Below are 16,277 nucleotides of genomic sequence, written 5' to 3'. Positions count from 1 at the left end.
CGGGGGCGGGTTGGGGGGGGGGGGTCAACCCGGCGCGGGGGTATCACTGGCCGCGGGGGGGGGGGGGGGGCCGGGGGGCCCCCCCCCCCCTCCGCCGTTCCCTGGCCGGGACGACCCCCGGCGGGCCGGAGCCCGGCCGGGGATCTGGGGAGGCCTGATCGAACAGGATCAGGGAGCCAGGTGGATCGGGTGGATCAGGTCGGTCAGTTGAACAGGAGCCTCAGCGAGAAGGACGCCTCGCTGCCCGACTGGGTGCCGCTCATGCCCACGGCGCGGAGCACCTGGAGGTTGGCCCTGTCCTCGCCCTGGAGGCCGCTGAGATAGAGGTTCTCCACCTTGTCCAGGTCTGCGTAGAGGGCGAAGGTCGCCTCGCCGGCGTTGGGGATCGCGAGCTGGAAGGTCTCGCTGTCGCCCAGGGTGCCGTCCTTGTTGAGCAGGGCGGCGTAGTCCTGCGCGCTGGCCAGGACGAAGACGCCGTCGCCGGGGACCTTGGCGAGCTGCGGGACGGCCGTCCCGGAGTCCGCGAGGAACTTCTCGATCTTGCCGACGACCTCCTGCGCCTTGGCCGGGTCGGTGACGATCTTCGCGCCGAACTTCGGCTGGCTGGTGTTGAGGCCGCCGGAGTCGATGGCGAGGGTGATGTTCTTGCCGAGCAGCGTCACCAGGTCGTCGGGGAGCGCCAGGCCGTACCTCTGCTTGGCCTGGTCGGTGAACTGCTGGACGCCGCCGCCCGCGGCCTGGTCGGCCGACTTCATGAGCTGCGCCCACTGCTTGCCGATCACCTCGCCGAGACCGGAGATAGAGATCGCGCCGGCGGTGGAGGCCGGAAGTGTGCCGATCTTGGAGGCCTCGGGAGTGCCCATGTCCAGGCTCTCGGCGCCGCGGCTGATGCCCGCGAGCTCGACGTACTCGCCGTCGAAGCGAAGGGCGCCCGCCACGCGGACGTTCTTGATCTGGGCGAGGGCGGTGGGGTCCTGGGCCGCCAGCTCCGGAGCGATTCCCGCGAGCTTGCCCGCGTCCGCCCAGAAGGAGAGGACGCCGGTCTCACCGAGGGCGCTCAGGTCGTCGGAGAAGTTCGCGTTCCCCGACAGCGGCTCGGCCGCGGCGGCCTTGCCGGCTTCGGCCTGGGTGGCGGTGAGCAGCGCGTAGTCCTCGCGGAACGCGATGCCGTACTTCTCTTCGCCCATCAGCTTGGCGATGCCCGCCTTGGCCTTGTCCTGGTCGGTGACCTGGACGGCCACCACGACGCCGGGCGCGGCACCGGTCTTGGCCGGGGGCAGCGCGGCCACGCCGGCGCGGACGCCGAGCCACGGCTCGACGTCGGCGGCGTAGTCGATCTTGCCGAGGCTGTCGGCGTCCTTCTTGAACAGATTGAAGATCGCCTGGCGCGGGTCCTCGCCGGTGAAGGAGTCCTTGGTGGTCGTGAACTTCCTGGCGATGGTGAACAGCGCCACCTTCTGGTTCGCGGCAGGGTCGAGGTCGAGGCGCACGTAGCCGATGGCGTTGCCGGGCAGCACGTCGTGCGGCTGCGCACCGCCGCCGCTGAGCAGGTTGATCGCGAAGAAACCGCCGCCGCCCACGAGGGCCACGACCAGCGCGGCGATCGCCGCGAGCAGCCAGCCCTTACCACCCTTGCGGGCGGGAGGCCCGGCCGGCGGCCCTGCGCTCAGGAAGTCGGGACCCTGCTGCCAGTTCCCGCCCTGCTGCGCGTACGCCTGCTGGCCGTAGTTCTGCTGCTGTTGCTGGTAGCCGGGCTGCTGCTGGCCGTACGGCTGACCGGGCTGCTGGCCGTAGCCCTGCTGACCCTGCTGTCCGTAGCCCTGCTGGCCGGCCTGCTGGCCGTAGTTCTGCTGGCCGTACGGCTGCTGCGGCTGCTGATAGCCCTGCTGGGGGTTCTGCTGCTGCGGGTAGGGCAGGCCCTGCTGCGGGTAGGGCTGCCCCTGCTGGTAGCCGCCGGAAGGCTGGGGATATCCGGGCTGGCCGTTCTGCGGATAGGCCTGTGTGTGCGGCTGGTCGTTGTGCTGCGCGCCCTCGTTCCATCGGTAGGCGATCGTCCTGTCGGGGTTCTGACCCGGCGTGGGCGACTGGTCGGGGGGATTGTTGGCAGGCATGATCACTCACAAGGTGGGCTTAGCGGATAGGGAGAAGTTAGTGCACATTGCTAGCAACCCGCTTGCATTGAACTAACTATGTGATTGGTGCATCTAAGCGGGATCAACCACTGCTCAACAGTGCTTTATGGACCATTGTCGGCTTTGTCACCCTATTCCCGCAGGTCACTGCCGTTTCTTCCGCATCTCCGCCCCCTGTTCTTCCCGCGGACCCCGGCCGTCCCGGCCGGATTCGATTTCGTGGGTGCGGGGCCGGTCCGGTTCCGGCTGACGAGTTATGCGAGGCCAGCTCGGCTTTTGGGGGTGGACTACGCGAGGTCGGCTCGGCTTCTGAGGGTGGGTCGTGCGAGGCCGATTCGACCCCGGCGGGCGGGCCATCCGGGGCCGGGGGAGCGAAGGTCGCACGGAATGGGTAAAGTGGCCTCTCTAGAACAAGGTTCGGGAGCGTGGATGACGAAGTTCGACGAGGCGACAGCGGCCATCAGGGTGGACGAGACCACCTACGACGTGTGCCTCGACACCGGATACTCGATCGGCGGCCCCCTCAACGGCGGTTACCTGATGGCCGTGCTGCTGCGCGCGGTCGTTGACGCCTCTCCCCACGAGCATCCGGTGACCACGGGTGTCCAGTTCCTGCGCGCGGCCAGGCCCGGTCCCGCGCAGGTGCGCCTGGAGCAGGTCAAGACCGGCCGCACCGCCACGATGACCCGGGCGACCCTGGTCCAGGACGGCAAGTCCTTCATCGAGGGGCTCGTCACGACCGCGACCCTCGGAGACGCCGACCCCGACTGGACGGACGAGCCCTCGGTGGCGATGCCGCCGATCGAGCGGTGCGTCTCGCTGCCCGCTCCCAAGGCCGAGTCGAACATGACGCTCAACGCCCAGATGGAGCTGGCCTTCGACCCTCCCACCATCGGCTGGCTCGACGGCAGGCCCACCGGCAGGCCGGAGGCCCGCGCCTACTTCCGGCTGGCCGAGCCGCAGGACCCCGACCCGTACGTGCTGGCGCTGGCCGTGGACGCCCTCCCGCCGGTGGTCTTCTCCGCCGGAGAACGCGGCTGGGCACCCACGGTCGACCTCACCTGGCACCTGCGCGCCCTGCCGGCCCCCGGCTGGCTCACCCTCATCGCCGGAGGCCGCCTGATCAGCGACGGCTGGTTCGACGAGGACGTCGAGGTCTGGGACTCCGCCGGACGCCTGGTCGCCCAGTCCCGCCAGCTGGCCCGCGTCGGGCGGGGCTGACGTCCCGGCCGCGTCCCCACGGACGACCCCCGGCGTCGTGCGGCGCCGCAGGACTCGGCAGGACGTCGTGTGGCGCCGCAGGACTCGCAACTTCGTGCGGCGTCGCAGGACCTGGCAGGGCGTCGTGCGGCGCCGCAGGACCCGGCAGGACTTCGTGCGGCGCCGTGGTCCCCGGCGGGACCTCGTGTGGCTGGATGTTACGAAAAATACATGGCTGAGCTGGTAATCGGCGTTGTGAGGATTCTTACCGTGATCGGTCGTCCCAGGTCGCCTAGCCTTGGGAACTGTGTCGCAAGCGAGCATTGGAATCTTTGACAGTGGTGTCGGTGGTCTCACGGTGGCCCGGGCGATCATCGACCAGTTGCCCAACGAGCCGATCTTCTATGTGGCCGACACGGCGAGGCAGCCGTACGGCCCCAAGAGCATCGCGCAGGTTCGCGCCTACGCGCTGGAGGTGATGGACCACCTCGTCGAGCACGACGTCAAGATGCTGGTGATCGCGTGCAACAGCGCCAGCGCGGCCGTGCTCCGCGACGCCCGGGAGCGCTACGACGTCCCGGTCGTCGAGGTGATCCAGCCCGCGACGCGCCGTGCCGTGCGTGCCACCCGCAACGGCAGGGTCGGGGTGATCGGGACCAGGGCCACGATCGAGTCGATGGCGTACCAGGACGCGTTCGCCGCGGCTCCCGACGTCCGGCTGACCGGGGTGGCGGCGCCGCGCCTGGTGGAGTTCGTCGAGCGGGGGGAGACGATGAGCGACGAGCTCATCGACGTCATCCGCGAATACCTGGAGCCGGTGCTCGCCGACCGGTGCGACACGCTGATCCTGGGATGTACGCACTACCCGCTCCTCGCCGGGCCGATCTCCTATGTGGTGGGAGACGGCGTCACGCTGGTGTCCAGCGCCGACGAGACGGCCAAGGACGTCTACCGCGTCCTGCACGACCGGGGCCTGGCCGCCGTAGGGGGCGCGCCCAGGCACCGTTTCCGCGCCACCGGCGACGCGGGCCTCTTCGCCGACCTCGGACGACGGTTCCTCGGACCGGAGATCCAGGCGGTCGAAGTGGCGGTAGTAGGGGATGTCCCGAACAACGGGCATCGCGTGTGACGGTGCTCGGGCGCTCCGTAGGGGGAGCGCCGGAGATCGGCGGACGAAGGGGGGCGGATACCGGCCACCGGCGCCCGCGCCGTGACACGCGGCGCCGCACAGTAACCGTAGGAGGCCGCCGTGAAACTGACGATCATTGGATGCTCGGGGAGTTTCCCCGGGCCTGACAGCCCTTCCTCCTGCTATCTGCTGGAGGCGGAGGGGTTCCGCATGCTGCTCGACTTCGGGAACGGCGCGCTCGGCGCCCTCCAGAAGTACATAGGCCTGTACGACGTGGACGCGATCTGCCTGTCGCATCTGCACGCCGACCACTGCCTCGACATGTGCCCGTACCACGTGGTCCGCACCTATTCTCCGCAGGGCCCGCTGCCCCGGATACCGGTGTACGCGCCCGCCGACGCGCGCAGGCGGCTGAACTCCGCCTACGCGATGCCGGACGAGCCCCTGCTCGACACGGCCTTCGACTTCGTGGGGCTGACGCCGGGGACGTTCGAGGTCGGCCCGTTCGAGGTGACGGCGGCGCTGGTGAACCACCCCGTGGAGACCTACGGGTTCAGGGTCTCGCACGGCGGGCGCTCGGTGGCCTACTCCGGCGACACCGGTGAGAGCGCCGAACTGGTCAAGCTCGCCTCGGGCGTCGACGTGCTCCTGTGCGAGGCGTCGCACATCGACAAGCCGGGCCTGCCCGACGGTCTGCACCTGAACGGCCGCCAGGCGGCCGAGCACGCGGCCAAGGCGGACGTGGACACCCTGGTGCTCACGCATCTGGTGCCCTGGAACGACCGCGACCGCGTCCTGGAGGACGCCTCCCGCGGCGGGTTCGGCGGGCGGATGGAACTCGCACGGAGCGGGGCCCGGTATGACCTAGGGTGAGTTTCATGGCTCGTGCAGATGGACGTTCTCCCGATCAACTCCGCCCCGTCACCATCACCCGTGACTGGCTCGCGCACGCCGAGGGTTCGGTGCTCGTCGAGTTCGGCGGCACCAAGGTGCTCTGTGCCGCCTCCGTGCAGGACAGCGTGCCGCGCTGGCGCCGGGGCAGCGGTCAGGGCTGGATCACGGCCGAGTACGCCATGCTGCCGCGCGCCACGAACACCCGCAACGACCGCGAGTCGGTCCGCGGCAAGATCGGCGGCCGTACGCACGAGATCTCCCGCCTGATCGGCCGCTCCCTGCGCGCCTGCGTCGACTACAAGACGCTGGGCGAGAACTCGATCGTCATCGACTGCGACGTGCTCCAGGCCGACGGCGGCACCCGCACCGCCGCCATCACCGGCGCGTACGTGGCACTGGTCGACGCGGTCGCGTGGATGCGCAAGCGCAAGATGTGCGGCGGAGACCCGCTGATCGACTCGGTCGCGGCGGTCTCCGTCGGCGTCGTCGGCTCCACGGCGCTGCTCGACCTCTGCTACACCGAGGACGTCGCCGCCGAGACGGACATGAACGTGGTCATGACCGGCTCCGGCGAGTTCGTCGAGGTCCAGGGCACCGCCGAGGGCAAGCCGTTCAACCGCGCCGCCCTCGACGAGCTGCTCGACCTGGGCGCGGCCGGGTGCGCCGAGCTCACCCGCCTCCAGCGGGAGGCACTGGCATGAGCGGGTCCGATACGGCTGCCTCTGGTACGGCCAAGGCGCGCGTCGTCCTCGCCACCCGGAACGCCGGGAAGATCGCCGAGCTGCGCCGGATCCTGGCCGACGCCTCGATCCCGGTGGAGATCGTCGGGCTCGAGGAGTTCCCCGAGATCGGCGACGTCGCCGAGACCGGCCTGACCTTCGCGGAGAACGCCCTGCTCAAGGCGCACGCGGTCGCCCGGCAGTCCGGCCTGCCCGCGATCGCCGACGACTCCGGCCTCTGCGTCGACGCGCTGAACGGCATGCCCGGCATCTTCTCCGCCCGCTGGTCGGGAAGGCACGGCGACGACCGGGCCAACCTCGACCTGCTGCTCGCGCAGGTCTCCGACGTGCCCGAGGGGCACCGGGGCGCGCATTTCGCGTGCGCGGCGGCGCTGGCACTCCCGTCGGGAGAGGAACGGGTGACCGAGGGTGCGCTGCACGGCGTGATCATCGACGCTCCGCGCGGCGGCGGTGGTTTCGGCTACGACCCGATCCTCGTCCCCGAGGGCGAGACCCGGACCACCGCCGAGCTGTCCGCGGCGGAGAAGGACGCCATCAGCCACCGCGGCCGCGCCTTCCGCGCGCTGGCCCCGATCATCGCCGAAGTGGTCGCCTGAGGATGCCGGCGGATCGCCGGACGGTGCTCGCGGGTGGCCGGGGGCACCCGTGATCGGCGCGGGACGGCACCTGTAATCGGCGCGTAAGAACCTTCGGTCCCGTATGGGCGTAGCGTCGGGGTATGCAGAGCAACAGGCGCATGCCTTCCTGGGCCTCGGCGCTGATCGGCCTGGTGTCCGGTGCGGTCGCGGTGGGGGTGTCGCTGCTCGTCGCGGGCCTGGTGAAACCCGCGGCCTTCCCGGTCGTCGCGGTCGGCAACTCTGTCGTCGACCTCACCCCGGCCCCGCTCAAGGAGTGGGCGATCCGCACCTTCGGCGAGAGCGACAAGACCGTGTTGCTCGCCGGGATCCTGCTGATCCTGGCCGCGATCGCCGCCTGGCTGGGAAGGGTCGCCGTCCGCGACCTCCGGTACGGGATGGCGGGGCTGGCCGTGTTCGGCCTCATCGGTGTCGTCGCCGTGCTGGCCCGCCCCGGCTCCGGGCCGATGGACGTCGTCCCGACGCTGGCCGGGGTAGGTGCCGCCATGCTCGTCCTGCGATGGCTCGTCCGCCGGGCCCTCGTACCCGACGACGCCTGGGCCGGGCCGTACAGAGGAGTGTCCGGTGGCGCCGGTGCCGTGAGCGCGGCGGGGGCCGCGCACGACACCGGGCCGACGCGCCTGCGACTGGTCACGCCCGAGGCCCCGCCGGCGACCGGGGAGCACCCTGATCTGTCGACACCGCCCGTCATGCGGGCGGGGAACGACCTGCGCGCCTTCGACCGCCGGGGCCTGCTGACCGGCGCGGTCGGCGGCGTGGCCCTCGCCGGGGTGGCGGGACTGGCCGGGCGCGCGCTCTCGGGACAGGCCGAGGTGAGCGCGGCGCGCGGCGCCGTCACGCTGCCCCGGCCCGCGAAGCCCCTCGCCGCGCTGCCCGCCGGGGTCGACCTCAGGATCGAGGGCCTGTCGCCGTTCGTCACCCCCAACAACGACTTCTACCGGGTCGACACCGCCCTGATGGTCCCCCAGGTCGACCCGCGCGACTGGACCCTCACGATCCACGGCATGGTCGACAGGCCCGTGGAGCTCACCTTCGCCGACCTGATGAAACGCGCCGTGGTCGAGGCCGACGTCACGCTCTGCTGCGTCTCCAACGAGGTCGGCGGCCCCTACATCGGCAACGCCCGCTGGCTGGGCGTCAGCCTGGCCGGGGTACTGCGCGACGCGGGGGTCCAGAAGGACGCGGACATGCTGCTCAGCACCTCCGCCGACGGCTGGACCGCCGGAACCCCGGCCGACGTCGTCATGGACGGCCGCGACGCCCTGCTGGCCTTCGGCATGAACGGCCGGCCGCTCCCCGTCGACCACGGCTTCCCGGTCCGCCAGGTCGTCCCCGGCCTCTACGGCTACGTCTCGGCCACCAAGTGGGTCACCGACATCAAGGTCACCCGCTTCGACCGGGACGAGGCCTACTGGACCCCCAGAGGCTGGTCCGCCAAGGGACCGATCAAGACCGAGTCGCGCATCGACCTGCCTCGGGACGGCGCGACCGTCCCGGCGGGCAAGACCGTCGTCGCGGGTGTCGCCTGGGCCCAGCACAAGGGCATCGACGCGGTCGAGGTCCGTGTCGACCGGGGCCGGTGGCGCCAGGCCCGCCTCGCCGAGGCCCCCACCGCCGACACCTGGCGCCAGTGGGTCCTCGACGACTGGGACGCCGTCCCCGGCAGCCACACCATCGAGGTCCGCGCCACCGACGCCACCGGCTACACCCAGACCGGCGACCGCGTCCCCATCGCCCCGGACGGCGCCACCGGCTGGCACACCATCACCGTCGAGGTCGCCTGACCCGGGCCGCGATTTCGTACCCTGCGGAGTCTGCGACCGATGCGGACGAGTCGTGCTCCCGCTTGTGCGGGATCTACAGCTGCAATGAAACCGGGCTGGCGTCGCTGCCAAGATCACTCCCGCGAGTGCGGGACGAGCTCCGTGAGAACAGGTTCAGGGCGGCCGGTGCCGGGATCATCCCCGCGTGTGCGGGACGGACGAATTGGCACTACAGGGAGACGCATCCCTGTACGGGGATCACCCCCGCGTGTGCGGGGCCGATGCCCAGCGTGTTTACAGAGATTACAACGAGGACGGACCACCCCTGCGTGCGCGGGAGTGATCAGTAGGATCCGTTCATGTGAACGGTCCCTCACTCGCGCTCCGCCAGCGTTCGCTCGGTGACCCCTCGGTCGAGTTCCCGCTGTTCCCGCCGTTGACCCGCGGGTGTCCCCTGACGAGCACGAGTGAGATCGCCTACCCGCTGGAGGTCACCTACGACTACGCGCGGGTGGACGGCAGCCTGTTCGGCCAGGAGCCCGGGCCGGACATCGCGCGGTGGTCGCCGTTGCTGCCGCCGCTGGACGCGCCCACGCTCGGGGAGGGCGGGACGCCGCTGGTGAAGGTCGGCGACGTCTACGTCAAGGACGAGTCGCGCAACCCCACCTGGTCGCACAAGGACCGGCTCAACCGCGTCACCGTCAGCGCCGCCGTCGCCTGCGGGGCACCCGGCGTGGTCGTGGCGTCGTCCGGCAACCACGGGGCCTCGGCCGCCGCGTACGCCGCCCGTGCCGGGCTGCGCGCCATCGTGCTGACCTCGGCCGACTCCCCGCCGGCCGTGCAGGCGTTCACCCGGGCGTACGGCGCCACGGTCATGTCCGTGCCGGTCGAGAGGCGCTGGCCGCTGCTGCGGGAGATCGTGGACCGGATCGGCTACCACCCGGTCAGCAACCAGACCGTGACGCACACCGGCCACCCGTTCGGGCCCGAGGGCTACAAGACGATCGCGTACGAGCTGTTCCTGCAGCTGGGCCAGGTGCCGGCGGCGGTGTTCGCGCCCACGGGCTACGCCGAGCTGCTGTACGGGGTGTGGAAGGGCTTCGTGGAGCTGCGGTTGCTCGGGGTGGCCGGACGGACGCCGCGGATCTTCTCCTGCGAGCCGGCGGCGGGCGGGCCCCACGCGCGGGCGCTGGCCACCGGCGCACCCGCCGCGATCGTCGAGCTGGGCCCCAGCGACGCGTACTCCATCGCAGGGCCGGTCGGCGGGCACCGGGGCGTGGTGGCCGTGCGCGACAGCGGCGGCGAGGCGGTGCTGGTGACCGACGAGGAGCTGCGGGCGGCGCAGCGCGACCTCGCCCGCGAAGGGTTGTGGCAGGAGCTGTCGGGGGTCGCGGGGCTGGCGGCGTACCGGAAGCTGCGGCGCGACTTCGACGGGCCGGTGGTCTGCGTCGCGACCTCCAGCGGGTTCAAGGACATCGGGGTCGGCTCGCGGCGTTACCCGGCCGTGGAGCACCCGACTCTGGACGACCTCATGTCCTGAGCGTGGGTGCTCAGGGGAGCGGCCACGCTTCTCCGCGCGTGCGGACCTGCCTCTCCGCCGCCCCATCCCCGGGCGGTCGCCGGGCTTGTAAATGGTCAACTCCTCCGTGTCGTACAGGGCCGTCGCCCTACTATCTGGCTCCCAGGGGATGGTGACGGGGGAGCCGTGAACGAGTGGAGTTTGCCCGCGGGGGTCTACAACCCCGTGGTGACGGTGGACGGGCAGCGGTGGCGGGACTTCGAGCTGGAGGTCCAGGTGCCGGTCGTGGCGCCGGCGCCACGCGAGCGGGAGCGGGAGCGGATGCGCTGGGGTCCGGCCCGGCTGGACCAGTGCAGGCCGTACGGGGTGGCGGGCGGGCTGGCCAGGCCCGATCCGCAGACCGAGGAGGACATGCTGCGGGCCGTGCCCCTCACCGAGCAGGGCACCCCGCGCCGCTTCCCCGACCCGCGCGGCATGTGGATCAGGCTGGTCAACGGGACAGGCCCGGCGGACGACCCGTTCCGGGCGACCAACGCGATCGACTGCGCCCTGTCGGTGCTCTCCACCTGGTACGGCACCCCCGCGGTGGCCGCGCCGCGCAGGCCCGAGTACGACAGGGGGGGCAAGCCGCTGCTCAGCGGCGAGGCCGGGGGAGTGGCCAGGGCGGAGCGGTGGCTGGGGCAGCGCTTCCAGTACGTGGGGCAGGGCCGCCACTCCTACCTCCCGATCGCGCAGGCGCTGCTGGCCGGGGGGCACGGCTCCTCCGCGGTCATCATCAACCGCTGGCCGGCCGGGGGCAGCCACGCGTGGAACGCGGTGAACTTCGACGGCGAGGTGATCTGGATCGACGCGCAGCGGGGCCACATGGCGGTGGAGCCGCCGTACGAGTCGGTGACCGGCGTGTTCTGCGTCGTGATCGACAGGGAGGGGCGGCGGCTGTGACGCCTTCCCCGGCGCCTTTCCCGATCCCGGCGCCTTTCCCGATCCCGGCGGCTTTCCCCGTGGCGGCGGGTTCCCGTGAGATGAGCGAGACGAGGAGAGCAACGTGAACCCCGACCAGGCGAGGGCGGTGGCGGAGGAGTACTTCAACGGGGCCCGCGGCCCCGGCTCCGCCGTCGAGATCAGGATCTACGCCTTCAACGAGGGCTATGTCGCCTGGTCGAACGAGCCCGAGTCCGACGATCCCAGCGTGCTGCCCGACACCGTCGGCTCCGGGTGCGTGGTCATCGACAGGGCCACCGGCGAGATCGTCATCCGGCCGCTGCTCAACCCCGAGACCGTGGCCGAGCAGTGGCCGGGACGCCGCCCCCGATAGCGAGACGTCCCGGCCGCCACACTCAGCCGCTCGCGAGCGCGCCGACGACCGAGGCGCGGGCCGCGCGCCGGGCGGGCAGGACCGCGGCGACCACCCCGGCCAGGCCGGACAGGGCCACGAACGACAGGATCTGCGGCACCGGCAGCTGGAAGATGACGTTGTCGGTCATCGTCTGCGCGGCGGCCCAGCCGAACGCGACGCCCAGCACCACGCCGACCAGCGCGCCGATGAGGCCCAGGACCAGCGCCTCGACCGAGAGCATCCGCCGCAGCTGGGGCCGGGTCAGCCCGAGCGCCCGCAGCAGCGCGGACTCGCGGGTGCGCTCGTGGACCGACAGGGAGAGCGTGTTGGCGATGCCCAGCAGGGAGATGAGCACCGCCAGGCCGAGCAGCCCCGTGATGATCATCAGCATCATGTCGAGCGCCTCGTCGAACTGGCCCCGCATCGCCGTCGAGCTGGCGACCTTCGCCGTCGGGTACGGCTCCGTCGCCGCCTCGACCGCCGCGAGCGCCCGGTCCGGGCTCACGCCGTCCCGATGCTTGATCATCACCCGGTTGTCGCCGACCTCGCCGAAGTAGCGGTCGAAATCCCGCTCCGGCACCGTCAGGCTGGCGAGGCTCGCGTCGATGTCGGAGAGACCCACGATCGTCAGGCCGACCGAGCCCGCCTTCGCCGTCCGTACGGTGATCCGGTCGCCGACCCCGACCTTGAGCCGTTCGGCGACGCGTTCCGCGACGAGCGCGGTGCCCGGCCCGAGCCGGTCGAGCGAGCCCGCGTCGAGCGGCGGGTTGAAGCCCGGGGCCGGGGTGAAGGTCCCCACGTCGTATCTCGCGGTCCCGGTCGCGAGCCTGGCGGTGGTCTCGCGGAAGGCGATGACCGAGGCCAGCTCGGGACTGGTCCGGAGCTCCTCGGCGATCGCGCGGGGCAGGCCCGAGTCGCGCTCCTGGGTCTGCACCATGTAGTCGAAGGGGAACTGCTCGTCGAGCTGCTGGGTGTACGTCACCCGCACGGTGCCGGTGACGACGGAGATGACCGTCATGAGCGTCACGCCCACGGTGAGTGCCACGGTGGTGGTCGCCGACCGCTTCGGGTTGCGCCGGGAGTTGTCCACGGCCAGCCTTCCCGGCACGCCGAAGATCTTGGCGGGCACCCACCCCGCGAACGCGGACAGCGGCCTGACGATCACCGGCCCGAGGATCAGCACCGCCAGGAAGACGAACGAGCAACCGGCCATCACCACCACGAGGGCGGTCTCACCGGGCTTCATGGACATCCCGGCCACCGTGATGCCCACGCCCGCCACCAGGAACAGCCCCGCGAAGATCATCCGTACCAGGCCGGTCCTGAAGGTCTGCTCCTCGGCCTGCGAGCGCAGCGCCGCGATCGGCGCCACCCGCGTCGCCGCCCGCGCGGGCAGCAGCGCCGCGACGACCGTGACCGTGAGGCCGATGACCAGGCCCAGGACGACGGTGCGCGGCGTCAGGGTGGTGGCGGCGGCCGAGGGCAGCGGCGCGTCGAACGCCGCCAGCACGGCGAGCGCCCCCGCGCCCAGGCCGTAGCCGAGCAGCAGGCCGAGCACCGACGACAGCAGGCCGACCACGGCCGACTCCAGCACGATCGATCCGAAGACCTGCCCGCGCGTCGCCCCGATGCACCGCAGCAGCGCCATCTCGCGGGTCCGCTGGGCCACCAGGATGTTGAAGGTGTTGTAGATGACCAGCGCGGCCACGAACATCGCCACCACGCCGAACAACAGCAGGCCCAGCATCAGGAAGTCGCTGTTGGCGCCGTTGGACCTGGCCAGGTCCGCCGCGTACCGCTCACCGGTCCTGACCTCGTGACCCGCGCCCACGGCCGCGGCGACCGAGCCGCGCAGCGCCTCCTGGGTGACGCCCTCGGCGGCGGCGACGTCGACCTCCCGGTACCCCTTCTGCCCGGTCATCTTCCTGGCCGTGTCCGTGGTGTAGCCGACCGCGCCGAAGTATCCGAGCTCCTGGTCCAAGCCGATGTCGACCAGGCCCACCAGCGTGAACTCGTGCCGGACGTTCTTCGCGTCGAGCACCGCGATGACGTCGCCGACCCTGAAGCCCCTGGTCCTGGCCGTGTCCTCGTCGAGCACGGCCTGCGTCGCGGTCCTCGGCGCCGCACCGCTCACGATCGAGGTACGGTTCAGGTCACCCTCGGGCAGGGAGATCCCCGCGGTGGGGAAGTCGCCGGCCGCCTTGCCGTCCTTGTCGAGCAGGGCGGACGTGCCCCGCACCAGCCCCTGGGCGTCGGCCACGCCGTCCACGGCGCGCACCTTCTCCAGGGTCGCCTCGGAGACGGCCGGCGCCTCGTCGCCGTTCCCGCCGGGCAGGGGGGTCACGGCGACGTCGATCCGGTCGGCCGCCGCCGCGAACTTCTGGGTGAAACCCGCCTCGATGGTGTCGGTCAGCACGAACGTCCCCGCGATGAAGCCCACCCCCAGCGCGATCGCCAGCGACGTCAGCACCAGCCGCAGCCGGTGCGCCCGCAACCCGGCCAGCGTCGTCCTCAGCACCTCACGCCTCCAGCTTCATCAGCGTGTCCAGCACCGACTGCGGCGTCGGCCCGGTCAGCTCGCTGACCACCAGGCCGTCACGGAGGAAGACCACGCGGTCGGCGTACGAGGCCGCCACCGGGTCGTGGGTGACCATCACGATCGTCTGGTCGAGCTCGCGCACCGACGTCCGCAGGAAGGAGAGCACCTCGGCGCCGCTGCGCGAGTCCAGGTTGCCGGTGGGCTCGTCGGCGAAGATGACCTGGGGTCTGCTGATCAGGGCGCGGGCGACCGCGACGCGCTGCTGCTGGCCGCCCGACAGCTCCGAGGGCCGGTGCCCCAGCCGGTCGCGCAGGCCAACGGTCTCCACGACCAGGTCGAACAGCGCGGGGTCGGCGAGCCGCCCGGAGATCTCCAGCGGGAGCCGGATGTTCTGCTCGGCCGTCAGCGTCGGCAGCAGGTTGAACGCCTGGAAGACGAAGCCGATCCGCTCGCGGCGGAGCATGGTGAGCTGCCTGTCGTTGAGCCCGGTCAGCTCCACGTCCCCGATGCGCACCTGACCGCCGCTCACCGTGTCCAGCCCGGCCAGGCAGTGCATCAGCGTGGACTTCCCCGACCCCGAGGGACCCATGATCGCGGTGAAGGCGCCCGTCGAGAAGGAGACGTCCACCCCTCGCAGCGCGTGCACGGCGGTGTCCCCCCGGCCGTACACCTTGGTGAGACCTCTGGCCGTCACGGCCGGCGCCGCGCTTCCCCGCGCGTCGTCCCACGCGCCGACCTCTCCGGTGATGGTCACGGCAGCTCTCCTCCAACAACGTATGGCGTTATGACGGACCAAACGTTATTGATGAGGAAAGAGGGATCCATCAGGCATTAAGCCTGACTTGCGGTGCGACGGAGGGGGCCCGGAGAAGGACGGGCGCGACCTCCGCCGTAGCACCGCCTCGGCCATTCGGCCGAGGCGGCCCGGAGAGGATCGGAGCGCGGGAAGGCTTGGAGAGGACCGGAGGGCGGGGAGGACCGGAGAGGACCGGAGCGCGGGGAGGACCGGAGAGGATCGGAGCGGGGGAAGGCTTGGAGAGGACCGGAGGGCGGGGAGACGACCGAGGTGCCCGGGGGACCGGGTGCGGGAGGCGACCAGGGCCTGGCCTCCGGCGGGTTCCTCCCGGCTCCCGCTCTCGCCCGGCGCTACTTTCGCGGGTATTTGATCTTGAGGCTGCCCATGCCGACCTTGCCGGTGACGCGCAGCACCGGCGCGTCCGGACGGCCCGGGTCGGTGGCCTTGTTGCTGATCGTGCCCATGTTCGTCGTCAGCGAGTCGACCCACACGGTCCACCCGCGCGGCACGATCACCACGATGTTGCCCATCCCGCAGGTCGCCTCCAGCAGCACCTCGCGGTGCGAGCACACCGCCTCGGTGAAGTCGATCTTCACGCTGCCGGAGGTGCAACTCGCCACGATGCGCGCGGGCACCACCCAGTAATCCTTCTGCTGCACCTGCCCGTGCTTCGTCCGCAGCTCCAGCACCCCGCCCCCGCCCGGCACGGCGAACGCCACCCTGTCCTGCGGCAGGTCGGCGGTGAGAGCCCTCAGGTCGTCGTACGTCCTGGCGGCCTGAGTCCGCTCGATCCGCTCCTCCAGCTCCTCCAGGGTGAGCCGCCCGTCTCCGGCGGCCACGCGCAGCTGCTCGATAACCGCGTCCCGGTCGGCGTGCGACGCGCGAAGCCGGCCGTCAGGGTGCGTCATAAGATCATGCTAGTCGGCCGAATGCGGAGTGACGATCCCTGATTCATAGGCGTACACGACGACCTGCGCCCGATCTCTCAGGCTCAACTTTGCCAGTATCCGGCCCAGATGCGTCTTGACCGTCGCCTCCGCCAGCTCCAGCCGACCGGCGATCTCCGTGTTCGACAGCCCCCTGGCCACCAGCACCAGCACCTCCCGCTCCCGCGCGGTCAACCCGGACAGCACCGCGGGCTCGGCCGCCCCCGCCGAGGGAAGATGCACCGCGAAACGCTCCAGCAACCGCCGCGTCGTGCTCGGCGCCACCACCGCGTCCCCGCTGTGCACCGACTGGATCGCGCTCACCAGATCGGCGGGCGGCACATCCTTCAACAGAAACCCCGACGCACCCGCCTTCAACGCCGCGAACGCGTACTCGTCCAGATCGAACGTGGTCAGGATCAGCACCCGAGGCCCGCCGGCCGCAGAACGGATCAGCCGCGTCGCCTCCACCCCGTCCATGACCGGCATCCGCACGTCCATCAGCACCACGTCGACGGCGACCGTCCGCAGCGCCTCCACCGCGGCCGCCCCGTTACCCGCCTCCGCGACGACCTCGATCCCGGGATGGGCACTGAGAACCATCCGGAAACCGGTGCGCAGCAACTCCTGATCGTCGACCAGCATCACCCGGATCACCCGGTCACCCA

General features: G+C 71.4%; 14 protein-coding genes. 9 read left to right on the top strand and 5 right to left on the bottom strand.

Annotated elements, in window-relative coordinates; translation table 11 throughout:
• Nucleotides 1-203: 203 nt before the first annotated feature.
• Nucleotides 204-2,111 (bottom strand): DUF3352 domain-containing protein, encoded by a 1,908-nt coding sequence (locus AB0G15_RS18535; protein ID WP_362840939.1) that lies wholly within the window; start codon nt 2,109-2,111, stop codon nt 204-206.
• Nucleotides 2,112-2,561: 450 nt separating this feature from the next.
• Here AB0G15_RS18535 and AB0G15_RS18530 point away from each other — a divergent pair, with 450 nt between their 5' ends.
• From AB0G15_RS18530 to AB0G15_RS18490, 9 genes are all read left to right on the top strand, one after another.
• Nucleotides 2,562-3,353 carry a thioesterase family protein gene (locus tag AB0G15_RS18530; protein ID WP_362840936.1) on the top strand — a complete coding sequence of 264 codons (792 nt, stop codon included), beginning with the start codon at nt 2,562-2,564 and terminating at the stop codon, nt 3,351-3,353.
• A gap of 286 nt (nt 3,354-3,639) precedes the next feature.
• Nucleotides 3,640-4,461 carry a glutamate racemase gene (murI, locus tag AB0G15_RS18525; protein WP_362840933.1) on the top strand — a complete coding sequence of 274 codons (822 nt, stop codon included), beginning with the start codon at nt 3,640-3,642 and terminating at the stop codon, nt 4,459-4,461.
• A gap of 120 nt (nt 4,462-4,581) precedes the next feature.
• A complete protein-coding gene (locus AB0G15_RS18520) occupies nt 4,582-5,334 on the top strand; it encodes an MBL fold metallo-hydrolase (RefSeq protein ID WP_362840931.1) in 753 nt (250 codons plus the stop codon).
• Between the two features lie 5 nt (nt 5,335-5,339).
• Complete coding sequence (gene rph / locus AB0G15_RS18515; RefSeq protein ID WP_362680082.1) at nt 5,340-6,056, top strand: ribonuclease PH; 717 nt, start codon at nt 5,340-5,342, stop codon at nt 6,054-6,056.
• The gene (rdgB, locus tag AB0G15_RS18510) at nt 6,053-6,691 is read left to right on the top strand and encodes an RdgB/HAM1 family non-canonical purine NTP pyrophosphatase (protein WP_362840929.1); all 639 of its coding nucleotides are present in this window, start codon (nt 6,053-6,055) and stop codon (nt 6,689-6,691) included. The genes rph and rdgB overlap by 4 nt, the downstream gene beginning before the upstream one ends.
• Nucleotides 6,692-6,813: 122 nt before the next feature.
• The gene (locus AB0G15_RS18505; protein WP_362840926.1) at nt 6,814-8,514 is read left to right on the top strand and encodes a molybdopterin-dependent oxidoreductase; all 1,701 of its coding nucleotides are present in this window, start codon (nt 6,814-6,816) and stop codon (nt 8,512-8,514) included.
• 340 nt (nt 8,515-8,854) lie between these two features.
• A complete protein-coding gene (locus AB0G15_RS18500) occupies nt 8,855-10,033 on the top strand; it encodes a pyridoxal-phosphate dependent enzyme (protein WP_362840924.1) in 1,179 nt (392 codons plus the stop codon).
• 165 nt (nt 10,034-10,198) lie between these two features.
• Nucleotides 10,199-10,954 (top strand): toxin glutamine deamidase domain-containing protein, encoded by a 756-nt coding sequence (locus AB0G15_RS18495; protein ID WP_362840921.1) that lies wholly within the window; start codon nt 10,199-10,201, stop codon nt 10,952-10,954.
• 103 nt (nt 10,955-11,057) lie between these two features.
• Entirely contained in the window at nt 11,058-11,327 is a 270-nt protein-coding gene (locus AB0G15_RS18490; RefSeq protein WP_362840919.1) for a hypothetical protein, read from the top strand.
• Nucleotides 11,328-11,349: 22 nt separating this feature from the next.
• Here AB0G15_RS18490 and AB0G15_RS18485 read toward each other — a convergent pair whose 3' ends face one another.
• The 4 genes from AB0G15_RS18485 to AB0G15_RS18470 all read right to left on the bottom strand — a co-directional run bounded on the left by AB0G15_RS18485 (nt 11,350) and on the right by AB0G15_RS18470 (nt 16,266).
• Nucleotides 11,350-13,866 carry an FtsX-like permease family protein gene (locus AB0G15_RS18485; protein WP_362840916.1) on the bottom strand — a complete coding sequence of 839 codons (2,517 nt, stop codon included), beginning with the start codon at nt 13,864-13,866 and terminating at the stop codon, nt 11,350-11,352.
• 1 nt (nt 13,867) lies between these two features.
• Nucleotides 13,868-14,641, bottom strand: a complete 774-nt coding sequence (locus AB0G15_RS18480) for an ABC transporter ATP-binding protein (RefSeq protein ID WP_362680120.1) — start codon at nt 14,639-14,641, stop codon at nt 13,868-13,870.
• A gap of 392 nt (nt 14,642-15,033) precedes the next feature.
• Nucleotides 15,034-15,591 carry a DUF1707 domain-containing protein gene (locus AB0G15_RS18475; protein ID WP_362840914.1) on the bottom strand — a complete coding sequence of 186 codons (558 nt, stop codon included), beginning with the start codon at nt 15,589-15,591 and terminating at the stop codon, nt 15,034-15,036.
• A gap of 9 nt (nt 15,592-15,600) precedes the next feature.
• Nucleotides 15,601-16,266 carry a response regulator transcription factor gene (locus AB0G15_RS18470; protein WP_362840947.1) on the bottom strand — a complete coding sequence of 222 codons (666 nt, stop codon included), beginning with the start codon at nt 16,264-16,266 and terminating at the stop codon, nt 15,601-15,603.
• Nucleotides 16,267-16,277: the final 11 nt, after the last annotated feature.

Source organism: Streptosporangium sp. NPDC023825, assembly GCF_040639575.1.
Lineage (GTDB): Bacteria > Actinomycetota > Actinomycetes > Streptosporangiales > Streptosporangiaceae > Streptosporangium.
This window is presented reverse-complemented; position numbering and strand designations above follow the sequence as displayed.

Coding starts and splice junctions, on each gene's coding strand:
- AB0G15_RS18475 (WP_362840914.1), bottom strand. CDS start 15,591: ATGACGCACCCTGACGGCCGGCTTCGCGCGTCGCACGCCGACCGGGAC.
- rph (WP_362680082.1), top strand. CDS start 5,340: ATGGCTCGTGCAGATGGACGTTCTCCCGATCAACTCCGCCCCGTCACC.
- AB0G15_RS18530 (WP_362840936.1), top strand. CDS start 2,562: ATGACGAAGTTCGACGAGGCGACAGCGGCCATCAGGGTGGACGAGACC.
- rdgB (WP_362840929.1), top strand. CDS start 6,053: ATGAGCGGGTCCGATACGGCTGCCTCTGGTACGGCCAAGGCGCGCGTC.
- AB0G15_RS18505 (WP_362840926.1), top strand. CDS start 6,814: ATGCAGAGCAACAGGCGCATGCCTTCCTGGGCCTCGGCGCTGATCGGC.
- AB0G15_RS18535 (WP_362840939.1), bottom strand. CDS start 2,111: ATGCCTGCCAACAATCCCCCCGACCAGTCGCCCACGCCGGGTCAGAAC.